Annotated in this window: 22 protein-coding genes and 1 pseudogene; 9 read left to right on the top strand and 14 right to left on the bottom strand. The window is 68.3% G+C overall.

The annotated features are described in order from the left end of the window. Positions 1 to 42: 42 nt before the first annotated feature. The 7 genes from AC6LJ2_RS05085 to AC6LJ2_RS05055 form a co-directional block, all read right to left on the bottom strand. Positions 43 to 1,503 (bottom strand): ABC transporter permease subunit, encoded by a 1,461-nt coding sequence (locus tag AC6LJ2_RS05085; RefSeq protein ID WP_498150939.1) that lies wholly within the window; start codon positions 1,501 to 1,503, stop codon positions 43 to 45. Between the two features lie 11 nt (positions 1,504 to 1,514). Further along, entirely contained in the window at positions 1,515 to 2,903 is a 1,389-nt protein-coding gene (locus AC6LJ2_RS05080) for an ABC transporter permease subunit (protein WP_498150938.1), read from the bottom strand. Continuing rightward, entirely contained in the window at positions 2,900 to 3,610 is a 711-nt protein-coding gene (locus AC6LJ2_RS05075; RefSeq protein WP_263909316.1) for an ABC transporter ATP-binding protein, read from the bottom strand. Before AC6LJ2_RS05075 ends, AC6LJ2_RS05080 begins: the two co-directional genes overlap by 4 nt. Before the next feature lie 242 nt (positions 3,611 to 3,852). Continuing rightward, positions 3,853 to 5,163 carry an MFS transporter gene (locus AC6LJ2_RS05070; protein WP_445657624.1) on the bottom strand — a complete coding sequence of 437 codons (1,311 nt, stop codon included), beginning with the start codon at positions 5,161 to 5,163 and terminating at the stop codon, positions 3,853 to 3,855. A gap of 35 nt (positions 5,164 to 5,198) precedes the next feature. Then, a complete protein-coding gene (dgoD, locus tag AC6LJ2_RS05065; protein WP_175191762.1) occupies positions 5,199 to 6,347 on the bottom strand; it encodes a galactonate dehydratase in 1,149 nt (382 codons plus the stop codon). Beyond that, on the bottom strand, positions 6,344 to 6,997 hold the full coding sequence (locus AC6LJ2_RS05060; protein ID WP_498150937.1) for a 2-dehydro-3-deoxy-6-phosphogalactonate aldolase: 654 nt from the start codon (positions 6,995 to 6,997) through the stop codon (positions 6,344 to 6,346). The genes dgoD and AC6LJ2_RS05060 overlap by 4 nt, the downstream gene beginning before the upstream one ends. After that, complete coding sequence (locus AC6LJ2_RS05055; protein ID WP_445657622.1) at positions 6,994 to 8,040, bottom strand: 2-dehydro-3-deoxygalactonokinase; 1,047 nt, start codon at positions 8,038 to 8,040, stop codon at positions 6,994 to 6,996. Before AC6LJ2_RS05055 ends, AC6LJ2_RS05060 begins: the two co-directional genes overlap by 4 nt. 260 nt (positions 8,041 to 8,300) lie before the next feature. Between AC6LJ2_RS05055 and AC6LJ2_RS05050 the strand changes: the two genes are divergently transcribed. After that, entirely contained in the window at positions 8,301 to 9,119 is an 819-nt protein-coding gene (locus tag AC6LJ2_RS05050) for an IclR family transcriptional regulator (RefSeq protein ID WP_263909324.1), read from the top strand. A gap of 14 nt (positions 9,120 to 9,133) precedes the next feature. Here the strand turns inward: AC6LJ2_RS05050 and AC6LJ2_RS05045 are convergent, their stop codons facing one another. After that, entirely contained in the window at positions 9,134 to 10,072 is a 939-nt protein-coding gene (locus AC6LJ2_RS05045; protein ID WP_263909326.1) for a LysR family transcriptional regulator, read from the bottom strand. A 98-nt stretch (positions 10,073 to 10,170) separates the two neighbouring features. Between AC6LJ2_RS05045 and AC6LJ2_RS05040 the strand changes: the two genes are divergently transcribed. From AC6LJ2_RS05040 to AC6LJ2_RS05010, 7 genes are all read left to right on the top strand, one after another. Next, the gene (locus AC6LJ2_RS05040; protein WP_498150936.1) at positions 10,171 to 11,646 is read left to right on the top strand and encodes an aldehyde dehydrogenase; all 1,476 of its coding nucleotides are present in this window, start codon (positions 10,171 to 10,173) and stop codon (positions 11,644 to 11,646) included. Between the two features lie 5 nt (positions 11,647 to 11,651). Then, the gene (locus tag AC6LJ2_RS05035; protein WP_263909330.1) at positions 11,652 to 12,674 is read left to right on the top strand and encodes an NAD-dependent epimerase/dehydratase family protein; all 1,023 of its coding nucleotides are present in this window, start codon (positions 11,652 to 11,654) and stop codon (positions 12,672 to 12,674) included. Positions 12,675 to 12,774: 100 nt separating this feature from the next. Then, on the top strand, positions 12,775 to 13,749 hold the full coding sequence (locus AC6LJ2_RS05030) for a Bug family tripartite tricarboxylate transporter substrate binding protein (protein ID WP_263909331.1): 975 nt from the start codon (positions 12,775 to 12,777) through the stop codon (positions 13,747 to 13,749). 52 nt (positions 13,750 to 13,801) lie between these two features. Next, complete coding sequence (locus AC6LJ2_RS05025) at positions 13,802 to 14,479, top strand: RraA family protein (RefSeq protein ID WP_498150935.1); 678 nt, start codon at positions 13,802 to 13,804, stop codon at positions 14,477 to 14,479. Beyond that, entirely contained in the window at positions 14,476 to 15,441 is a 966-nt protein-coding gene (locus tag AC6LJ2_RS05020) for a 2-hydroxyacid dehydrogenase (RefSeq protein WP_498150934.1), read from the top strand. Before AC6LJ2_RS05025 ends, AC6LJ2_RS05020 begins: the two co-directional genes overlap by 4 nt. Next, the gene (locus AC6LJ2_RS05015) at positions 15,438 to 16,871 is read left to right on the top strand and encodes an FAD-binding oxidoreductase (RefSeq protein WP_498150933.1); all 1,434 of its coding nucleotides are present in this window, start codon (positions 15,438 to 15,440) and stop codon (positions 16,869 to 16,871) included. The genes AC6LJ2_RS05020 and AC6LJ2_RS05015 overlap by 4 nt, the downstream gene beginning before the upstream one ends. A gap of 31 nt (positions 16,872 to 16,902) precedes the next feature. Beyond that, complete coding sequence (locus AC6LJ2_RS05010) at positions 16,903 to 17,862, top strand: tripartite tricarboxylate transporter substrate binding protein (RefSeq protein ID WP_498150932.1); 960 nt, start codon at positions 16,903 to 16,905, stop codon at positions 17,860 to 17,862. Positions 17,863 to 17,868: 6 nt separating this feature from the next. Here the strand turns inward: AC6LJ2_RS05010 and AC6LJ2_RS05005 are convergent, their stop codons facing one another. The 6 genes and pseudogenes from AC6LJ2_RS05005 to AC6LJ2_RS04980 form a co-directional block, all read right to left on the bottom strand. Beyond that, positions 17,869 to 18,489, bottom strand: coding sequence for a glutathione S-transferase family protein (locus AC6LJ2_RS05005; protein WP_263909341.1), 621 nt, complete (start codon positions 18,487 to 18,489; stop codon positions 17,869 to 17,871). Between the two features lie 18 nt (positions 18,490 to 18,507). Then, positions 18,508 to 19,086, bottom strand: coding sequence for a 1,6-anhydro-N-acetylmuramyl-L-alanine amidase AmpD (gene ampD / locus AC6LJ2_RS05000; protein ID WP_498150931.1), 579 nt, complete (start codon positions 19,084 to 19,086; stop codon positions 18,508 to 18,510). Positions 19,087 to 19,169: 83 nt separating this feature from the next. Continuing rightward, the gene (locus AC6LJ2_RS04995) at positions 19,170 to 19,445 is read right to left on the bottom strand and encodes a type II toxin-antitoxin system RelE/ParE family toxin (RefSeq protein WP_498150930.1); all 276 of its coding nucleotides are present in this window, start codon (positions 19,443 to 19,445) and stop codon (positions 19,170 to 19,172) included. A 45-nt stretch (positions 19,446 to 19,490) separates the two neighbouring features. Continuing rightward, on the bottom strand, positions 19,491 to 19,706 hold the full coding sequence (relB, locus tag AC6LJ2_RS04990; protein ID WP_498150929.1) for a type II toxin-antitoxin system RelB family antitoxin: 216 nt from the start codon (positions 19,704 to 19,706) through the stop codon (positions 19,491 to 19,493). 148 nt (positions 19,707 to 19,854) lie between these two features. Then, positions 19,855 to 20,046, bottom strand: a pseudogene (locus AC6LJ2_RS04985) (PP0621 family protein); the annotation flags it as partial. Between the two features lies 1 nt (position 20,047). Next, the gene (locus AC6LJ2_RS04980) at positions 20,048 to 20,890 is read right to left on the bottom strand and encodes a cytochrome C assembly family protein (protein WP_025138167.1); all 843 of its coding nucleotides are present in this window, start codon (positions 20,888 to 20,890) and stop codon (positions 20,048 to 20,050) included. Positions 20,891 to 20,996: 106 nt separating this feature from the next. On the opposite strand from AC6LJ2_RS04980, the gene ffh reads away from it, so the two are divergent. Continuing rightward, positions 20,997 to 22,403 (top strand): signal recognition particle protein, encoded by a 1,407-nt coding sequence (ffh, locus tag AC6LJ2_RS04975; protein ID WP_025138166.1) that lies wholly within the window; start codon positions 20,997 to 20,999, stop codon positions 22,401 to 22,403. Positions 22,404 to 22,499 lie beyond the last annotated feature (96 nt).

Here is a 22,499-nt window from a genome sequence, read left to right as displayed (position 1 = left end):
GGCTTGAAGGGGGGTACAGCGTGTCTTGGGCGGTGGCCGGTGCTAGACGACCCGGTAGCGGCGCAGGCGCCAGCCGGCCAGGGCGAGCAGCAGCAGCGTGGGCGCCAGCAGCTGCAGCAACGCCCGCAGGGCCTGCGCGCGCACGACGCCGGGGTCTTCTTCCTGCCAGCGAAACACCGGCATGGCCGCGAAGTCTGCGGGCGCGATGGCGCGGCCGGCTTCAATGCGGGGCAGGAAAAAGTCCTTCCAGGCCTGGTGGTAGGCGTCGATCTGTTTCATGAAATGGGCATGGCGGCGCTGGCCGGTGCCGGCCAGGGCGGTGATGCCCTCGTACGCCACGGCCGCGGGCGACAGCACGCTGTAGCGCGCCACCAGCGCCTGCTGGCGGGCCAGCTGGGCGTCGAAGCGGTCCAGCTCGGGCTGCATGGCTTCGTCCACCTGGCGCTCGACACGGGCCTGGCCCATGGGCCGGCCGGTGATCTCCAGGCGGCCGTAGCGGGGGACCAGCACGTCGGGCTTGTCCATGTGCTGGTAATCGGTAGACAGCAGCGCGGCGTTGTCGCGCATGGCCAGCGCCGTGGCGACGCGGGTGCGGGTGGCCAGCTCGGCGCGCGACGGCGCGGGGCTGGCGAAGGCGGCGGCCAGGTTCAGCAGCACCGGCGCCACCAGCACCAGCAGCACCCAGCCCACCATCAGGATCATGGCATTGGCCGCCGACGATTTGCCGAAGGCATTGACGGCCACCACCGCCGAGAACCAGAACAGCGCATAGGCGCCGACCAGTAGCGCCCACCATAGCGTGGTGCCGGCCGCGTGCAGGGCCTGGGGGCGCACCAGCAGCAGAGCCGCCATCGGCAACAGCACCGCGGCCCCCAGCAGCACGGCGGCGCGCAGCGAGATCTTGCCGGCGATCAGCGTCAGCAGCGCCAGGGGTTGGGACAACAGCAGCCGCAAAGTGCCGTCTTCTTTCTCGCCCGACAGCAGGTTGTAGCTCAGCGCAAAGATCAGCAGCGGCAGCAGGTAGACCACCACGAACGCCAGGTCGAAATGCCCGCTGAGCAGGTGCCAGGGGTTCTCGATGTCGTTGTTGTGGATGAAGTTGACCTTGCTTTGGTAGGTCACCTTGAATTGCGAAGGGAACAGGTCGGTCTGGCCCCGCGCCACGGGCGCCAGGGCCACGCTGGGCATGATGGCGTAGTGCGCGCCCAGGCCGCCGCCCATGTTGGCCGGGCTGGCGGGGTTGCCGAATGGCGTGGGGGTTTCGCGGCCATCCATGATGCGGTGCAATTGCGCCAGCTGGCCGGCGCGGGCCTGCGCATCGGCGCGCACCAGCGCGGCCTGGGCCTCGTCGCGCAGCGCCGTCTGCCACAGGCCATTGAAGACGGCATAGGCCACCAGCAGCAGGAACAGCAGGCCGCACAGCCACAGGGCGCGCTCGCGGGTCAACAGGCGCAGTTCGTGCCGCAGCACCAGGGTGTAGCGGCGGGATTGTCGGGCGTGCACCAGGGGGTCTCCTACAGGGCGGTCTGGCGGGCCACGGCGCACCAGGCAAAGGCCAGGCTCAGCAGCAGCGCCGCGGCCAGCATCAAGAGGCTCAGGCGGGCTTCGTACAGCGCCCAGCCGGCCGCGGGCGGCTGGTACTGGAAGGGCGGCACGCGGGCCCACAGCGACGGGCTGGCCTGATATGAAAAGTGCTGGTGGTCCAGCGTGTCGGCGTGCGCGACGAGGTCGGCGCTGACGATGTCCTGGATCACGCGGCGCTGGCGTTCGGCGGCCACGGTGAAGTCGCGATGGTGCGCGAAGTCGGTGCCCGCCATCGCGGCCGAGAACGCGCGGATGGCCAACAGCGGCATCAGCCAGCCGGCGGATTCCTGCACGGCCTGCTGCCTTTCCCAGGTGTCCCACAGGCCGCCGAAATGGCGGTCGTAGACGGCGTAGCTGGACTGGTCGTCCAGCTTGAGTGCCAGGCCCCATTGGTTCAGCGGCACGTCGCGGCTCCAGCGTTCGGTGGTGCCGAAGGCCTGCATCCAGACGCGGTCGGACGTGGCTTTCAGGTCGTCCTGCAAGGCCTGGTTGAATTCCAGCCGGGTGGGGCTGGGGTGCACGCCGCGCGACAGCTCGGCCATGACGCGCGGCGCGACCACGGTGTTGGCGATCCACAGCGCCAGTAGCACCGTGATAGCCACGCGCGATGACCGTGCGGCCGCCGACACGCCCAGCGTGATGAAGACGAAGGTGGCCAGGTACAGCGCATAGCCGGCCCCTAGCGCAACAAGGCGCCACAGCGCGTCGGCGCGTCCGCCCGCCCACCACACCGCCACGCCGGCAGCGATGGCCGCGGGCGCCAGCAGCAGCGCCAGGCTCAGGCCCAGCGCGCAGGCCTTGCCCCACAGCAGGCGCCACGGCGCCACGCCCAGGCTCAGCGTCTGGCGCAGGATGCCCTGCTCGCGTTCGCCCGAAAACGCGTTGAAGCCCAGCACGATCACCAGCAAGGGCCCCAGCGCTTGCAGGATCCACGCGGCCGACAGGTCGCCGAAGCGTTGCAGGCCGGTGGCGTCCTGCGCCGGCCGGAACTTCACTTCGCTCTGGCGGTGCGCCTGCAACCACACGGTGCTGCCGATATACGGATTGATGCCGGCATCCAGCAGCGCCAGGGCCGTGTCGGGCTTGAAGACGTGCATGCCCTGGTGGGCGGCGTCGTGCGGATGGCGCGCGCCCTGCTTGAGCCAGTCGCCGTAGTCGGCGTTCTGGGCGGCGGCCTGCTCGGCGCGTGCTTCCTGCTGGTGCAGGTAGCCGACCGCCAGCGCGGTCAGGAGCAGCACGGCGACGATGCCGCCGGCCCAGTAAAGGCGGCCGTCGCGCAGCCGTTCGCGCAGGTCCTTGAAGGCGATGAGCAGGATCATGCGTCGGCCTTCATGTGCGCCAGGTACAGGGCTTGCAGGTCGGTGTCGCTGATCTGGCGGCTGTCCAGGCTGTCGACCAACCGGCCGCGTTTCATGATGCCGACGCGGGTGGCGGTCTGGCGGGCGTGGAACAGGTCGTGCGTGGTGTTCAGGATGGCGACGCCGCGTTCGCTGGCGCGTTGCAGCAGGCGCGTGAATTCGGCCGCGGCCGACGGGTCCAGGCCGGAGGTCGGCTCGTCCAGCAGCAGGGCGCGCGCGTTCTTGGCCATGGCCACCGCGATCCAGACCTTTTGCCGCATGCCCTTGGAATACGCGGCCACGCGCTTGTCCGCCGCGGCGGGTTCCAGCCCCACGTCGGCCATCAGTTCCAGCAAGCGGGCGCGCGGCGGCGCTTCGCCCAGCGCCAGCGCGGCGAAGTAGCGCAGGTTTTCCAGGCCCGTCAGCGTGCCGTACAGGTTCACCTGCTCGGGGATGTAGGCCACGTGCTGCTTGGTGGCCAGCGGCTCGCGCGCCGCATCCAGGCCATTGATCAGGGCCTGGCCGCCGTCGGGCGCGATGAAGTTCAGGAACAGATTGATGGTGGTGGTCTTGCCAGCGCCGTTGGCGCCCAGCAGGCAATAGATTTCGCCCGGCTCGATGCGCAGGTCCAGCGGATGCAACGCGATCTGGTCGCCGTAGCGTTTGGTCAGGCCGATGGCTTCAAGCACGGGGTGTCCTTCTTCGGTTGAAGATGTCGGAAAGGGGAAGGGCGCGAGGCGGCGCGGAACGGGGGCCAGCGGGTCCGCGTGGTTCAGGTTCTTAAATAGATATGTTATATCATAACAATAATGAGCCGCAGCGCGCCAGCGGATGCGTCAACGGGCCTGCCGTGGCGCGGTGGCGGGCGCAGGCGCCGCGCATGAAAAAGGGCGCCTGTGCAGGCGCCCTCGGTTGCGGCAATGCGCGGGAATCAGGCGTCGATCCGCTCGACCTTACCCACCAGCAGGATGTACGACAGCGCGCCCAGCAAGGCCAGCGACGACACGTACACGATGGCCGGCGCGAAGCTGTCTTTGGACACCAGGAAGCCGATCACGATCGGGGTGCAGATCGACGACAGGTTGCCCACGAAGTTGAACACCCCGCCGGTCAGGCCCAGCAGCCGCACCGGTGCCAGCGTCGATACCAGCGACCACGTGATCGACGCCAGACCGTTGCCGAAGAACGCGACGGCCAGGAAGAAGATGACCCAGGGCGTGGAATCGGTGAAGTTGGCGCCGATCATCGACGTCGAAATCAACAGGCCCAGAATGATGGGCAGCTTGCGTGCCAGGCCCACAGTGGCGCCGCGTCGGATCAGGAAGTCGGACAGCACACCTGAGCACAGCACGCCCACGAAGGCCGCCAGGAACGGCACCGACGCCAGGAAGCCAGACTTGATGAAGTCCATGCCGCGGTACTTCACCAGGTAGGTGGGGAACCAGGTCAGGAAGAACCACAGGGTCGACGTCAGGCAGAACTGGCCCAGGTACACGCCCCACAGCTTGCGCTTGGTCATCACCAGGCCCAGGTCGTTCCAGTTGAACGGGGCCCTTTTCTCCCGCGCGCGCTTGTCCAGGTCGACCACGCCGCCGCCTTGTTGGATCAGGTCGATCTCAGCCGCATTGGCGCCCTTGAACTGGCGCGGTTCGCGATAGATCAGGTACCACAGCACGCCCCAGATGATGCCCAGGAGACCGGTGCTGACAAACACCATGTGCCAGCCGTAGTGGTGCTGCAGCCAGGCCAGCACCGGCGTCAGGAACGCCAGGCCGACGAACTGGCCGGACGTGTAGAAGCCGATGGCGGTGGCGCGTTCCTTTTCCGGGAACCAGGTCGTGACGACGCGGTTGTTGATCGGATAGGCCGGCGCTTCCAGCGCGCCCACGGCCAGGCGCAGCACGAACAGGATCACGAAGCTGCCCGCGAACCCCATGAAGAACGTGGCCGCGGACCACAGGATCAGCGCGGCCGCGTACAGCACGCGCGGCGACACGCGGTCCACCAGCCAGCCGCCGGGAATCTGCATGGCGGCGTAGGTCCAGCCGAAGGCCGACAGGATCAGGCCTTCATGCACCGTGTCCAGGCCGAACTCGTCCTTCAGGGCGGGGGCGGCGATGGACAGGTTGCTGCGGTCCAGGTAGTTGATGACGACGGTGATGAACAGCATCACCATGATGAGATAGCGGCTGCGCGTGGGCCGCTGGGCGCTTTGCAGGCCCGGGTGGGTGGCGGTGGTCAAGGGGGTCTCCTCTCTCTTTTATCGGCGTGCGGGCCTTACCATTCGGCGAAGCTGCCGTCGGCATGGCGCCAGACGGGGTTGCGCCAGCGGTGGCCGACGGCGGCGCGTTCCTTGACGTATTCCTCGTTGACCTCGATGCCCAGGCCCGGGCCTTGCGGAATCGCGACCATGCCGTCTTCATAGGCGAAGACTTCGCGGTTGCTGACGTAGTCCAGCAGGTCGTTGGCGGCGTTGTAGTGGATGCCCAGGCTCTGTTCCTGGATGAACGCGTTGTAGCAGCCGGCGTCGATCTGCAGGCAGGTGGCCAGCGCGATCGGGCCCAGCGGGCAGTGCAGCGCCAGCGCCACGTCATAGGCCTCGGCCATCGCCGCGATCTTGCGGGTTTCGGTGATGCCACCGGCATGCGACGGATCGGGCTGGATGATGTCGACGTAGCCTTCGGACAGCACGCGCTTGAAGTCCCAGCGCGAGAACAGCCGTTCGCCCAGCGCAATGGGGGTGGACGTCAGCGGCGCCAGTTCCTTCAGGGCTTCGTAGTGCTCGCTCAGCACCGGCTCTTCGATGAACATCAGCTTGAACGGGTCCAGCTCTTTCATCAGCACCTTGGCCATGGGCTTGTGCACGCGGCCGTGGAAGTCCACGCCGATGCCCACGTTGGGGCCTACCGCGTCGCGCACGGCGGCCACGTTTTCCAGGCACTTCTCGACCTTGTCGAACGAATCGATGTACTGCAGTTCTTCGGTGCCGTTCATCTTCACGGCGGTGAAGCCGCGTTCGACGGCGCTCTTGGCGGCCGCGGCGGTATCGGCCGGCCGGTCGCCGCCGATCCACGAATACACGCGGATGCGGTCGCGCACGTTGCCGCCCAACAGTTGCGACACCGGCACGCCCAGGTGCTTGCCCTTGATGTCCCACAGCGCCTGGTCGATGCCGGCCAGCGCGCTCATGTGGATGGCGCCGCCGCGGTAGAAGCCGCCGCGGTACAGCACCGTCCAGTGGTCTTCGATGTTGCGCGGGTCCTTGCCGATCAGGTAGTCGGATAGTTCTTCGACGGCGGCGGCCACGGAATGCGCGCGGCCTTCGACGACGGGTTCTCCCCAGCCGACGATGCCGGCGTCCGTTTCAATCTTCAGGAAGCACCACCGCGGCGGCACGATGTAGGTGGTGAGCTTGGTGATCTTCATGCTTGGGTCTCCTGGGCGGGATAGGCGCGTTGCCAGGCCGCGATGAATGCGCGCGCGTTCTGGCCGACTTCGGTGGCCGACAGGCCGGGTTTGTACAAGGCGGAGCCCAGGCCGAAGCCGCTGGCGCCCGCCTGGGCGTAAGTGGAAAGGTTGTCGGGGGTGATGCCGCCGACCGGCACCAGCGCGATCGGCGGGCGCATCACGGCGCGCCAGGCCTTGAGCACGACGGGTCCGAGCTGTTCGGCGGGGAACATCTTCAACACGTCGGCGCCGGCGGCCAGCGCGGCAAAGGCTTCGGTGGGCGTGGCCACGCCGGGGCAGGACGCGAGGCCAGCGGCCTTGGCCGCGCGGATCACGGCCGGGTCGCTGTGCGGCATCACGATAATCTCGCCGCCGGCATCCTTGATGCGGGCGACGTCGTCGGGGTTCAGCACGGTACCGGCGCCGACCAGGCAATCGGCCGGCAGCGCGTCGCGCATGGCGCGGATGCTGGCCAGCGGCTCAGGCGAATTCAGCGGCACTTCGATCAGGCGAAAGCCCGCGGCATAGAGTTCGCGGGCGACGGGCTCCGCCTCGGCCGGCGTGATGCCGCGCAGGATGGCGATCAGGCCGCAGTGGGCCATGGCGGTTTGCAGTCCGGGATGGGTCATGGGGTTTCCTTGGTCGATGCGGGCGATGTCGAATGGGCTGCCTGGGCGGTCGGCGCAGGCACCAGCCCGGCGCACACCGCCAGGTGCCACAGGCCGCGCTCGGTGGCGTTGCGGGCCTGTTCGGGCGTGCCCAGGCCGTAGTGATGCAGCGCCAGCAGGTAGCGCTGGCACAGCGCGTCGTCGCCGCACAGCACGATGCGCGGCAGTTCGCCCTGCTGGCGCAGCATGTCGGCCAGGGCCGCGACCTCGTGGCCGATCAACAGGCCCGACAGGTAGTCGGCCTGCGAGGCGCCGGCCAGTTCGCCGGTCAGCCCGAGCGCACGCGTGCTGAAAATCGTCGACAGCACGCCGGCGCGGCCGGCGGGGGCGCCGGCCACTTTCACGCCGCGCTCGAACGCGGCCATGTCGGGCGCGGGCGCCTCGGTCATCGTGCGGCCCAGGATGGTGTGGCCGCGCAGCGCGGCGTAGACCTCGCCGGTCATGAAGGTATCGAAGTGGGTGACGCGGCCGCGGCGCGCGTTGACCCATTTCGAGTGCGTGCCGGGCAGGCCGATCAGCACGTCGTCCGCGCCGCCGCCGGCCTGGTCGAACAGCACGCCGAACACCTGGGTCTCTTCGCCGCGCATCACATTGGGCAGCCCGTGGCGCTGGATCAGGCCCGGCACGATATGCACCGGCGTCGCGCCCGCGCGGTCGATGCGGGTCAGCAAGGTGCCGATGCGCGGCAGGTCGACCGGTACGTCCAGGTAGGCGGCTTCCTGCCAGCCTTGCGCGCTGCCGACCATGCCGCAGGCAATGACGGGCAGCGTCGGCTCGGCGCGCAGCCAGTCGCCGCAGGCCTGCTCGAATGCCAGTTCGAATCCCGATTGGGTGCTGGCGGTGGCGGCGCCGTCCTGCAGCGGCTGGGGCAGCCGCATGATGCCCCAGGGCAGGTGACGGGTATCCAGCGTGCGGCCGGCGCCGTCCAGGCGATAGGCGCGCAGCGAAGAGGTGCCCCAGTCCAGCGCTATGAGAGCCGCGCGGGCAGGCAATCCGGTTGTCATCAGAGTCTGTCTCGTCTCGGGCCGCCGGCCCGCCTGCCGGGCGCCGCGAGCGGGCGTGATGAGGCAGGGGATCGCCGACCTTGTTTGTCGTCAAGCGCGTCGCGAAGCCGGAGAGGTCCCGCGCGGGCATTGCGAAAAATTCTAGATCAGCGCTTGAAAAATCTCAAAATATAGAATTTAATCCCACATATAGGGAAACTGGCTGTGGCAAGATACCAGGCAGCCCTCCCGCCCGCCCGCCCTGCGAATCTGCCGTCTCCATGAACGCCACGCCGTCCCCTGCCTCGTCTTCCCCCATCGATCCCGATGCCGCGGCCCCCGCCGGCACGCAGACGCTCATGCGCGGCCTGGCCGTGATCCAGGCCGTGGCGGGCGGCGCGCGCGACCTGAAGGAAATCTGCGCCCGCATCGGCGTGGCGCGCAGCACCACGCACCGGCTGGCCAGTTGCCTGGTGCAGGAACGCTATCTGCGGTCGTTGGCGGGCGTGGGCTACGTGCTGGGCCCCAAGCTGATCGAATTGGGCTTCCAGGCGCGTGAAGCCTTTCCCATGGCGACGCTGGCGCGCCCGTACCTGGACAGCCTGGCCGAGCAGACGGGCGACACCATCCACCTGGCGGTGCGCGACAACGACGAAGTGCTGTACCTGGAAAAGATTCCCGGCAAGAAAGGGCTGGAGATGCGTTCGCGCGTGGGGCATCGCATGCCGCTGGCCGCCACCGGCGTGGGCAAGGCGCTGCTGCTGGACGCCGACGAACCGCAATGGAAGGCGCTGCACCGCGTGGGCGCGCCGGTGTCGTCGCGCGCGCCCGGCGGCCGCCAGACGTGGGAAGCGTTTCGCGACCGCATGCGCGATTACGCTGCCAAGGGCTACGCGTTTGACCTGGAAGACAACGAGCCGTCGATCCGCTGCGTGGCCGCGCCCGTGCGCGATGCCTCAAGCGGCATCGTCGCCGCGATCAGCGTGTCCAGCACGGTGCCGTACATGTCGCTGGAACGCATGCAGGAAATGGTCGCCGTCGTGCAGGGCGCGGCGGCGGATATCTCGGCGGAACTGGGCTGGAAGGTGGCGCGCGGCTGATCGCCGCGACGCGATCAGGCAGCCACCGGCGGCAACGGCAATAGCTGCCGCGCAATGTTCTCCATGGCGATTTCCAGTTCCGCGACCAGCGCCTGCGCCGCGGGCGACAGCGATCGATCGCGCCGGTGCAGCAGCCCGATATAGCGGCGCGCCGACGCATCGCAGAGCGGGGCGGCGCGCAGCCCCGCCAGATTCAGTTCCGGCAGGGCCAGGCGCGGCAGCACGCTGACGCCCAGGCCCTGGCGCACCATGCTGGCCGCGGTGCCCATGTTGGTCACGTCGTAACGCAACGCAGTGACCGGCGCGCCGACTTCGTCGCGCACCGCGCGGTCGAATTGCTGCCGCGCATTCGAGCCCTGCGACAGCAGCACCAGGTCGTAGCGCAGCACGTCGCGCCAATGCAGCCGCCCCGGCGCGTCGCCCAGCGGATGGCCGGCGGGAAAGATGGCGCAGAAGCAGTCTTCGGCCATCGGCGTGAAAGACAGGTCGGACACCGGCTCGGGCAAGGCGCCCACCGCGAACTCGATCTGGTTGGTGCGCAGCATGGCCATCAACTCATCGTTGTGCGCTTCCACGACCCGCACTTTCAAGGCCGGATGCGCCCGGCTAAGCATGCCCACGGCCGCAGGCAGCAAGGCCAGGGCCGTTGACGGCAGGGCGCCCAGCGCGACGCTGCCGCGCCGTACGGCCGCCAGGTCCGCCAGGCTGCGGTAGGCCTCTTCCAGGTCGGCGATGGGCCGTTGCACCCGCGCATAGAAGTCCTGGCCCGCCGAGGTCAGGCTGATGCTGCGCGTGGTGCGCTCGAACAGGCGCAGGCCCAGCACTTCTTCCAGGTCCTGGATCAGGGCGGTGAATGACGGCTGCGTGACGCCCAGCTGATTGGCCGCGTGGGTGAACGACCCGGTGTCCACCGCCAGCAGAAAGGCCTTGAGCGGCCGGTATTTGATATTCATAGCCATGGGCTAAGAATAGTAGAAAAATATCTATTTGTGTCTAATAATCGACCGGCCGATGATGACGCCTACCGAAGAACTCCCGGACCCAAGACGTTATGGACGCATCGAGCCACAAGCCCTTCCGCCTGGGCGCCAACTGGCGCCACAGCCAAGACGGCGACGCCGTCATCACCTCCATCAATCCGGCTGACGGCAGCATTGCCGGCATCGTCACGCGTGCCACGGCGCAGGACGTGGACACGGCCGTCGCCATTGCCTGGGACGCGTTCCAGAACAAGCCCTGGCGCAAGCTGCGCCCCGACCAGCGCGCCGCCACCCTGTACGAGATCGGACGGCGCCTGTCGGCCGAGCGCGAGCCGCTGGCGCGCCTGCAGATGCAGGACAGCGGCAAGCCCTGGAAGGAATGCCTGCACATGGTCGACAGCGCGGCCGGACATTTCCGCTATTACGCCGCGGTGTGCGAGACCTGGCAGAACGAGATGACCTCGCCGCGCGGCGAGTATTTCTCGATGGCCCTGGCCGAACCGTTCGGCGTCATCGCGGCGATCACGCCGTGGAACTCGCCCATCATGAACGAGGCCCAGAAGGCCGCCCCGGCGCTGGCCGCCGGCAACGCCGTGCTGCTCAAGCCGTCCGAAGAAACCCCGCAGCTGGCGCTGGAACTGGCGCGGCTGTGCAGTGAAGCCGGCTTGCCCGAAGGCCTGCTGACGGTGCTGCCGGGCCACGGCGAAGACGTGGGCGCGGCGCTGGTGAAGCATCCGGGCGTGCGCATGGTGTCGTTCACCGGCGGCACCGAGACCGGCCGCATCATCGGCGGCATCGCGGGCCAGCGCCTGATTCCGGTGGGGTTGGAACTGGGCGGCAAGTCGCCGCACATCGTGTTCGACGACGCCGACCTGGATCGCGCCGTGGCGGGCGTGATCTCGGGCATCTTCGGCTCGGCCGGCCAGAGCTGCGTGGCCGGCTCGCGCCTGTTCGTGCAGAAGTCCATCTACAAGCGCTTCATGGACGAACTCGTGACCCGCGCGCAGCAGGTGCGCGTCGGGTTGCCGGACGACCCGGCCACGCAGATGGGCCCGCTGGTGTCGCGCGCCCATCGCGACAAGGTCGCGGGCTACGTGGACATCGGTCGCGGGGAAGGCGGCCGCGTGCTGGTGGGCGGCGCCGCGCCGTCGCAGGCCGCGCTGGCCAACGGCTGGTTCTACCTGCCCACGATCATCGACGGCCTGGGCAACCAGGCGCGCGTGTGCCAGGAAGAGATCTTCGGCCCGGTGCTGGTCGCCCTGCCGTTCGACGACGAAGACGACGTGATCCGCCAGGCCAACGACACCCCCTTCGGCCTGGGCGCCGGCATGTGGACGGGCGACTACGCCCGCGCCTGGCGCGTGGCCCGCGACATCGAAGCGGGCTCGGTCTGGATCAATACCTACAAGCAATCGCACATTGCCACGCCGTTCGGCGGCTTCAAGGCCAGCGGCATCGGCCGCGAGAAAGGCCTGCATGGCCTGCGCCTGTACAGCCAGGTCAAGAGCCTGTACTGGGGCATGCACGACAAACCGATGGGACTCTGAACACCATGACGACTGACAAGAAAAGCGCGGCCCTCACGCTGGCCGACTCCCGCATCCTGATCGCCGGCGCCGCCAGCCTGGTGGGCTCGCACACCGCCGACGCGCTGCTGGCCGCCGGCGTGCGCGAGGTGATCCTGCTGGACAATTTCGCCTTCGGCACGCCCGAAGCCATCGCCCACCTGCAGGACAACCCGCGCGTGAAAGTGGTGCGCGGCGACCTGATGCGCCTGCCCGACCTGCTGGCCGCCACCGAAGGCGTGGACGGCGTGCTGCACCTGGCCGCCTACATGACGCTGGGCTTTGCGCAGACGCCGTGGCAGGCGGTCGACGTGAACGTGCGCGGCGCGCAGAACATGCTGGAAGCCTGCCGCGTCAACAAGGTCAGGAAGATCGTCTTCGCCTCGTCCAACGCGGTGTACGGCTATGGCACGGGCATCGCGGGCGCGCTGGTGGAAAACGGCCCCTTCCATTCCGTGGGCGCGCCACCCGCCGCCATCCTGTACGGCGCGTCCAAGATCATGGGCGAACAGCTGTGCCGCCAGTACTACCAGAAAGCGGGACTGGACTACGTGGTGCTGCGCTATTCCACCGTGTACGGCGAACGGCAGCACTACCGCGCCGCCAATTCGCTGTACATCATGGAAACCTACGACCGCGTGCGCAAGGGCGAACGTCCCGTGCTGCCGGGCGATGGCACCGACACCAAGCACTTCGTGCACGTCTCGGATGTGGCGCGCGCCAACGTCGCGGCCTTCCAGAGCGCGGCCACCGACGTGGCCGTGAACGTGTCCGGCCCCGCGCCCATCACCACGGGTGAACTGGTGCGCTTGGTGCTCGACTACTGCAAGAGCGACCTGCAGCCCGAGATCAAGCCCGACCCCCCGGGCACCGTGCGCCTGACCTCGGGCGGCGCGTTCCATATTCCGCACGACCTGGCGGGCCAGCACATCGGCTGGCAGCCCAAGGTCGGCATGGCCGAGGGCGTGGCGCGCCTTCTGGCCTGGCGCGAGCAACAAGGCGATGGCTGACGTGTCGCCCACGCAGCACCCGTGAAGTTCCGTGCACCGCGCCATAGAGCGCGGGCACCTGCAAAAGTGCCGATTCGGCACACCACGAGGAGACAAGGCAATGAGGAAGCTGAAAAGCATGGGCAGGGCGCTGCTGGCCCTGGGATTCGCGTTGGGCAGCGCCGTGGCATCGGCCGCGGCCTTTCCCGACAAGCCGGTGACACTGGTGGTGCCGTACCCGCCGGGTGGCGCCACCGATGTGATCGCGCGGCTGATCGCCGAGAAACTGCCTGCCGTCTGGGGGCAGCAGGTCATCGTCAACAACCGTCCCGGCGCAGGCACCACCGTGGCGGCCGAAGCCGTGGCGCGCGCACCGGGCGATGGCTACACCCTGTTCATGACGACGGCGGCGCACACCATCAGCGCCAGCCTGTACAAGAAGCTGAACTACGACCCGCTCAAGGACTTCGCGCCGCTGACGCTGACCTCGACGATTCCGCTGGTGCTGGTGACCGCGCCGTCGCTGCCGGTGAAGAACCTGGCCGAACTCATCGCCTACGGCAAGGCCGCGCCGCAGGGCCTGAGCATGGCCTCCACCGGCAACGGTACGCCCCAGCACCTGACGGGCGAACTCTTCAAGGCCAAGACGGGCATGAAGCTGGTGCACGTGCCGTACCGCGGCGACGCGCCGATGCTGACCGACCTGATCGGCGGCCAGGTGCAGATGGCGTTCGTGACCCTGTCGGCCGCGCTGCCGTACATCCAGTCGGGCAAGTTGCGCGCGATTGCGCTGGCGCATCCCCGGCGGGTCGAGGCCGTCGGCCAGGTGCCCACGCTGGACGAAGCCGGCATGAAAGGCTTCGAGGCGGCGACCTGGTTCGGGCTGTTCGCGCCCGCCAGCATGCCGGCGGACCTGCGCGAGAAGATCTACCGCGATGTCGCCAAGATCGTCGCCACGCCCGAGATGACCAAGAAACTGCAGGACATGGGTGGCGAGGTGAACAACAGCTCGCCGCAGCAGTTCCAGTCATTCATCAATGCCGAAGCGCAGCGCTGGGCCGAGGGCGTCAAGCTCTCCGGCGCGCAGATCGATTGAGCCCGTACCCCCGAGATGGCCGCCGCGCCGTCCCGACAGGAGACCCCGCAAGATGAGCAATACCGAACACGCTTTGCTGGCGCGATGCGCCGCCTATGGCACCAGCACCTGGGCCGATGCCCTGGATACCCTGGGCATCGCCGGGGTGGTGCAGGGCATCCCGCGACGCGGCGGGCAAGGCCGCATCGCCGGCTTCGCCGTCACGGCCCGCCACGTCAGCGGCGCACTGGGCGACTTCGATCGCGCCGATTTCGCGGTGGGACGCCTGGTGGCCGTCACCGGCCCCGGCCGCGTGCTGATGGTGGACGCGGGCGGCGCCTGCATATCCACCTTTGGCGGCATTGCCTCGCTGGCCGCATCCAGGCGCGAGGCCACCGGCGTGGTGATCGACGGCGCCTGCCGCGACGTCGACGAGATCGAAGCCACCGGCCTGTGGCTGGCGGCCCGCCATGTCACGCCCTTGACGGGCAAGACGCGCCTGCGCCTGCAAGCCATGGGAGAGCCCGTCACCATCGGCGGCGTGACGGTGGCCGAGGGCGACCTGGTGGTGGGCGACGACACCGGCCTGGTGGTCGTGCCGCGGGCGCAGCTGGAAGCGGTGCTGGCCGCGGCGCAGCAGGCACAGGACACCGACGCGCGGGTGGAACAAGGCATTCGCGACGGCCTGTCGTTCGCCGAAGCCGCCGCTGCCGCGAACTACATCCCCGCCCGTGCTGGAGCGCCTGCGTGACTGCCGCCTACGACATCGTCCAGGTGGCATCGCTGGGCCCGGCATTCGACCAGCAACTGGCGTCGCGCTACCAGGTCCTGCCCGCCTGGCGCGAACCCCAGGGGCTGGCTGCCTTCGGCGACGAACTGCGCGGCTTGCGCCTGGCCGTCACCTCGGTGCGCCATGGCTTCACGCAGGCCATGTTCGACGCGCTGCCGGCCTTGCAGGCCGTGTGCAGCTGGGGCGTCGGCCACGACACGCTGGATTTGCAGGCAGCCGCGCGGCGCGGCATCGGCGTCAGCGTCACCCCTGATGTCCTGGACGACTGCGTGGCAGACCTGGCCTGGGCGCTGCTCTTGTCCGCCGCGCGCCGCACGGCGGTGGGCGACCGCTACGTGAAGGGGGGGCACTGGCGCGCCCTGGGGCAGTTTCCGGTGACCACGCGGGTATCCGGCAAGCGGCTTGGCATTCTGGGGCTGGGCCGCATTGGCGACGCCATCGCGCGGCGGGGGGCGGGGTTCGACATGGACGTGCGCTATCACAACCGCACGCCGCGGCCCCAGGCGCCCTACCGCTACGAGGCCCGTCTGGTGGACCTGGCCGCGTGGGCGGATTTCCTGGTGGTGGCCTGCGTGGGCGGCCCCGCCACGCGCCATCTGGTCGACGCCGCCGTCATCCGCGCGCTCGGCCCGCAGGGCATCCTGGTCAACATCGCGCGCGGCAGCGTGGTGGACCAGGCCGCCGCGCTGGCGGCATTGCGCGCGGGCGAACTGGGCGGCGCCGGCCTGGACGTGCTGGAACGCGAACCCACGCCCGCCACGGAATTCGCCGATCTGGATCAGGTCTCCCTGATGCCCCACGTGGGCAGTGCCACGCTCGAAACACGCGCCGCCATGGCGCAACTGGTGCTGGATAACGTGGCGGCCTTCATGGAAAGCGGCAAGCTGCTGACGCCGGTGGCCGCGCGGGACGGGCAGTCATGACCGCGCCCGGCGTGCAGGCGCGTGCGACGCTGCTGGCCGATCTGGTCGCCTGCCTGGGCGCGGCCCAGGTATTGACCGGCGCGGATGCCGAGCCCCACCTGACCGACTGGCGCCGGGCCGTCACCGGCCGCGCCCTGGCCGTGCTGCGGCCAGGCTCGTGCGACGAGGTGGCGCAAGTGATGCGCCTGTGCGCCGCCGCGGGCGTGCCCGTGGTGCCGCAGGGCGGCAATACCGGCCAGGTGGCCGCCGCCACGCCGAGCGCGGACGGCACCGCCGTGGTGCTGTCGCTCGTGCGCATGAATCGCATCCGCGCGGTGGACGTGGATGGCGACACCCTCACGGTCGAAGCCGGCTGCGTCTTGCAGGCGGTGCAGGACGCCGCCCGGCAGGCGGGCCGCCTGTTCCCGCTGTCGCTGGGGGCGGAAGGCAGCTGCACCATCGGCGGCAACCTGGCCACCAACGCCGGCGGCACGCAGGTGCTGCGCTACGGCAATGCGCGCGACCTGGCGCTGGGCCTGGAAGTCGTCACGCCGCAAGGCGAGATCTGGCACGGGCTGCGCGGCCTGCGCAAGGACAACACCGGCTACGACCTGCGCGACCTGTACATCGGCAGCGAGGGCACGCTGGGCATCATCACCGCCGCGGTGCTCAAGCTGTTTCCGTTGCCGCGGGCACAGCGCACCGCCTTGATGATCGTGCCGGACCTGCACGCGGCGCTGCGCCTGCTGCAACGTGCCCGCGCGGGCTTTGGCGCCGCGCTGACCGCGTTCGAAGTCATGGCGGCACCCTGCCTGCACGATGTGGTGCGGGCGTTTCCCTCGCAGCGCCTGCCTTTTCCGGCGCTGCCAGATACGGCCTGGTGCGCGCTGCTGGAAATCTCCGACAGCCAAGACGAACAGCATGCGCAAGCGCAGCTGGAATCGGTGCTGACAGCAGCGTGGGATGCGGGTGAGGCGCTCGATGCCGCCGTGGCGGTATCCCAGGCGCAGAGCGACGCCTTCTGGCATCTGCGCGAAAGCATCACGCTGGCGTTGGCGCAGGCCGACGCATGCGTCAAACACGATATCTCGCTGCCCGTCTCGCGCATTCCCGATTTCGTGAGGGCCACCGACCAGGCATTGGCCGAAGCGTTTCCCGGCGTTGCGATGCGCGTGTTCGGCCATCTGGGCGACGGCAACCTGCACTACAACCTGTTGCCCCCGCCGGGCGGGCGGGAAGCGGACATCCAGCGCCTGGTGCACGACCGCGTGCACCAGGCGGGCGGCTCGATCAGCGCCGAACAGGGCATCGGCCAGCGCCGCGTGGACGACCTGCAACGCTACAAGGGCGCAGTGGAACTGGCGCTGATGCAACGCATCAAGCAGGCGCTGGATCCGCAGGGCCTGATGAATCCGGGCAAGGTCCTGGCGGCCGATCCCCCCACAAAATAGACACAAGCAAAAAAACCCACAGGAGACAAGCATGTTTTTTTCGAACAAGACCGTTGCGCGCGCCGCGCTTGCCGTCGCGGGGCTGTGCGCCGCGTTGCCCGCGTGGGCCTGGCCGGATCATCCGATCGAACTGATCGTAGGCTTTGCGCCCGGTGGCGGCACCGACCTCACCGCCCGCTCGCTGGCGGTGTTCCTGGAAAAGGAGCTGGGCGCCACGGTGGTGGTGCAGAGCAAGCCGGGCGCCTCCAGCGCCATCGCGCTGTCGTACGTGGCCCGCGCCAAGCCCGACGGCTATACGCTGGCGATGACCAACATGCCCGGGCTGGTGTCCCTGCCCATCGAGCGCAAGGCGGGCTTTGCCACGGGCGATTTCACCTACCTGGCGAACCTGGTGCGCGACCCCAGCGCCTTCAGCGTGGCGGCCGACAGCCCCTACCAGACGCTGGACGCGCTCATCGCCGCGGCAAAAGCCAAGCCCGGCGCCATCAGCTACGGCTCTACCGGCGTGGGCACCGACGATCACCTGGCCCTGGTGCTGTTCCAGAACCTCACGGGTACCCAGCTGAACCACGTGCCCTACAACGGCGCGGGGCCGCTGCGCAGCTCGGTGCTGGGCGGGCATACGGTGATCGGCGGGTTGAACCTGGGCGAAGTCATGCCGTATCACGGCAAGAACATGCGCGTGCTGGCGCAGGCCAGCGCCGAACGATCGCCGTTGGGGCCGGACGTGCCGACCTTCAAGGAATTGGGGGTGAACCTGGTGTTTGCGTCCGAACGCGGCATCGTGGCGCCCAAGGGCCTGCCGGCGGACGTGGCCGACAAGCTGCGCAAGGCCTTGGGCAACGTCGCCGCCAACCCGGAATTCCAGGCCCAGATGAAGCAGCAGTTCACCGAGATGGACTACCTGGACGGCCCGCAATGGCAAGAGCGCCTGAAAGGCGACGACACCCGCCTGCGGGCCATCTGGGCCAAGACGCCCTGGGTGGAATAAGCGGGCTTATTCCAGCGGCAGCGTCAGCACGCCCTGCGGCGCGGGGCGCATCATCACGCGGCGGTACCAGGCCGACAGGGCGGGCGTGTCCGGGCGTTCGATGGGCAGGGCCAGCCAGCGATGCGCCGAACAGACCAGGGCGATGTCGCCGATGGTCAGCTGGCGGCCGGCGATGAATTCGCGGCCTTGCAGCGCCTGGTCCAGGATCTGGGCGCGGGCGTTGCTGCGCGTGACCGACAGGTCGATGGCGGCGCGGTCGCGCTTGTCTTCGGGCGTGCGGATCAGGCCCAGGAAGGCCGGGCCCATGGCGCCTTGCCATTCGGTCGTCTGCCAATCCATCCAGCGGTCGGAATCGGCCCGCATGCAGGCGTCTTCAGGCCACAGCGTGCCGGCGCCGTAACGCGAGGCCAGGTAGCGCACGATGGCATTCGATTCCCACAGCACGAAGCCGCCGTCGTCGATGGCGGGCACGGTGCGGTTGGGATTGATCTTGGCGTAGTCCGGCGTGTCGACCACGCCGAACGGGCCGCCCGCCTGGATGAATGTGTGCGGCAGCGCCAGTTCGCGCACCGCCAGCATGACTTTCTGCACGTTGACGGAAGTCAGGCGTCCCCAGATCTTCAACATAACGAATCCTTGTAAGGGTCAGGCGGGCGGCAATTGCCGCCGCGCAAAGCCGCTGTCGCGCGAAAAGCGCGTCCAGTTGAATGCGGGCCCCGGGTCGGTCTTGCGGCCCGGGGCGATGTGCTCGTGGCCCCAGGCGGCCGCCAGGGGATAGCGCGTGCGCAGCACCGGTGTCAGCTTGCGCAGCGCCACGTATTGCTCGTCAGTGTAGGGCAGGGTGTCCGTGCCCTCCAGCTCGATGCCGATCGAAAAATCGTTGCAACGCTCGCGCCCTGCGAACGTGGACACGCCGGCATGCCAGGCGCGTGCGTCGGTGGACACGAACTGCACGATGCGGCCGTCCCGCCGGATGAAAAAGTGCGCCGACACCCGCAGGCCGCGCAACCGTTCCAGCCAGGGGTGCGAGGCGTAGTCCAGCGTATTCAGGAACAGCCCGGCAACCTCGGGGCCGCCGAACTGCCCCGGGGGCAGGCTGATGTTGTGCAGCACCAGCAGCGACACCTGCGCGCCCGGCGGGCGCGCATCGCGGTTGGGAGAGGGCAGGCGGGAAACACCAGGGGCCGGCGCCAGCCAGCCATGTCGATCCAGAAGCAGGGCCATGGGAAGGAAGCATGCATGTTGTATCCAACATGCATTATGCCTGCGCGGCGCGAACGGCAGAATCGATGGATGTTTGTGCTGAATTATCGATATTTCTGACGTGCATGTAGGACGTTGAGGACTTCTACCGCAGACGCAGTTACACGGTAGACCACGACGTAATTCGGGCGCACCACGATCTCACGAGTGTTCGTCACGCGTCCGCCCTTGAAAACATAGGGATGTCTGGCGACAGGCTGCACAGAAGCCTGGATGGTTGCATGCAGCCGGCGAGCGGCTGGAGGATTCTTTTCGGCGATATACATGATGATCTTGGCAAGATCATCGCGCGCGCGAGCGCGCCACACGATCGGCAGCATGAATCAGGGGGAGAGGCAAGCAGAGTGCGGCGGCGCGATTGCCCGCTACACCTTGGACGCTGGAGCGGTGGAAATGCTGGCGCGGCGTTCGGCCCGGGCGATGATGTCGTCCATTTCGGCCATGACTTGATCGTGAGGGATGCTGGGCCGTGTATCAGCCAAGCTAGCTTCTACCTGCGCGCGAAACCATCGGTCGTAGTCGACCGCACTTTCCTCGGTGCTGCAAGTCGAGGGTGTGGGGATTAGCACGCTTGTGCCCATGTATTGCTCCGCGTAGATGACCAGTTTAAGCCATTTAAACCGGACACACAGACCCCAACCAGCCCCTTCCGTCCTATTTCGCTGCCGGCCCCAACCGGGCGTGTTCCTGGCTGCACCAGGTCTGCCCACCCTGCAACAGCGCTTCCTAGCGCGGCAGGTGGATGCCGCAGTGGGCGCAGCGGACCATGGCTTCGGGGGCGCTGGGGGCGGGTTGGCCGGCCGTGGGGCGGGGTTTGGCGCCTGGGGGTGGGGTCTGGCGGGCGGCGGCCATGCGGCCGGCGATGCGGGCCACGAACAGCACCAGGATGATGATGACGATCCAGAACAGCAACTTGCCCACGTCAGCCTCGATGCAGAATGACTTCCAGCACAAACCGGCTGCCGGTATAGGCCAGGATAAGGAACCCGAAACCCGTCAGGGTCCAGCGCAGGGCCACGCGGCCGCGCCAGCCCCAGATGTGGCGTCCGGCCAGCAGCACCCCGAAGGTCAGCCAGGACAGCAGGGTGAACACCGTTTTATGGTCGAACGGCAGGATCATGCCGGTCAGCTTCATGGACGCCACCGACCCCGACCCCACGGCCAGCGTCAGCACCACGAAACCGATCCAGATGATGCGGAACAGCAGTTGTTCCTGCACCAGCAGCGGCGGCTGGGAATCGAGCACCCGGCCGATGATGCTGCGTTCGGCGGGGGCGTCCAGGGGGCGGTGCAGATGGCGGTCGAGCAGCGCCATCATCATGGCGTGCAGGGCGGCGATGGTGATCAGGCCGTAGGCCGCCAGGGCGATCAGCAGGTGGACGCGCAGCCAGGGGTTGTCGGCATGGGGCACGAACTGCCCCTGGGGAAACAGGGCCGCCAGGCCGCTGGCCAGGGTGGCTGCGGGCAACAGCAGCAATTGCAGGCCGTCGATGCGCACCAGCAGGCTTTCCAGCCAGAACACCACCAGGCCCAGCCATACGGCGGCGGACAGCGCCAGTGCCCACCCTATGAACAGGTGGGGGGCCCCCAGCATGGATTGTTGCAGCCCGATTCCATGCAAAACCAGGGCCCCCAGCAGGCACGCCCGGGCGATTTTGCCCGTGTGCTCGACTTCCCCGGCGCCGGCCAGGCGGACCCAAAGAGAGCCTCCCAGCACTGCGTACGCCAAGGCAGCCGCTGTGTGAAATACAATGCCTAGTGACATAGAAACCGTTGTCTGGATGGGGCCTTGGGGTGCATACCACCGGAAAGCGCAGAATCCGCGCCTGCGGCCACCGTTCAATCAGCTAGTTTAAGCGGAAACGCCTCTCATGCTCGATAACCTAACTCAACGCCTTTCGCGCGTCGTCAAGACGCTGCGCGGCGAAGCCCGCCTGACCGAGGCCAACACGCAAGAGATGCTGCGCGAAGTGCGCATGGCATTGCTTGAGGCCGACGTGGCGCTGCCCGTGGTGCGCGAATTCGTCGCCCGGGTCAAGGAAAAGGCGCTGGGCGAAGAAGTCGCCGGCAGCCTCAGCCCCGGCCAGGCCCTGGTGGGCGTGGTCCACAAGGAACTGACCGCCCTCATGGGGGGCGACCTGGGCGCCGATTCCGGCGAGCTGTCGCTGGCCGTGCAGCCGCCCGCCGTCATCCTGATGGCCGGCCTGCAGGGCGCCGGTAAAACCACCACCACCGGCAAGCTGGCCCGCTGGCTGTCCGAAGGCCAGCACACCCAGCATGGCCGCAAGACCGGCAAGAAAAAGGTCCTGGTGGTGTCCGCCGACGTCTATCGTCCGGCCGCTATCGACCAGTTGAAAAGCGTCGCGGCCCAGGTCGGCGTCGATTTCCTGCCGTCCGACCCCAGCCAGAAGCCCGAAGACATCGCCCGCAACGCGGTCGACCATGCCCGCCGCCACCACTACGACGTCCTGATCCTGGACACGGCCGGCCGCCTGGGCATCGACGAAGCCATGATGCGCGAAATCCGCGCCCTGCATGACCTGGTCAAGCCGATCGAAACGCTGTTCGTGGTCGACGCCATGCAAGGCCAGGACGCGGTCAACACCGCCCGCGCCTTTGCCGAGGCCCTGCCGCTGACCGGCGTGGTGCTCACCAAGCTGGACGGCGACGCCCGCGGCGGCGCGGCCCTGTCGGTGCGCCACGTCACCGGCAAGCCGCTCAAGTTCGTCGGCGTCTCGGAAAAGCTGGACGGGCTTGAACCCTTCTACCCCGAGCGCATGGCACAGCGCGTGCTGGGCATGGGCGACATCGTCTCCCTGGTCGAGCAGGCGCAGAAGAACATCGACATCGCCGAAGCCCAGAAGCTCGCGGCCAAGATCAAGTCGGGCAACAAGTTCGACCTGAACGACTTCCGCGACCAGCTCGGCCAGGTGAAAAAGCTGGGCGACATGGGCTCGCTGCTGGAAAAGCTGCCGGCCCAGTTCCAGCAGGCCGCCGGTCAGTTGCAGGGCGGCCAGGCCGAAAAGCAGTTGCGCCGCACCGAAGGCATCCTCAATTCCATGACCGCCGCCGAACGGGCCAAGCCCGAACTCATCAAGGCTTCGCGCAAGCGCCGCATCGCCGCGGGGTCGGGCGTGCCCGTGCAAGAGGTCAACCGGCTTCTGGCTCAGTTCGAGCAGATGCAGGGCATGATGAAGCAGATGAAAAAGGGCGGCATGGCCAAGATGATGCGCGCCATGGGCGGCATGAAGGGCATGGGCCGCTTCATGAAGGGCTGATGGCTCAAAAAAATGGCCAGACGTTGCGTCTGGCCAAATGATCGCGGCAGTCAGGGGGTTCTGCGCCGCGATGTACAAGCCGACCACTGCAAAGGC

This window comes from Achromobacter sp. 1014246743, assembly GCF_059760725.1.
This window is presented reverse-complemented; position numbering and strand designations above follow the sequence as displayed.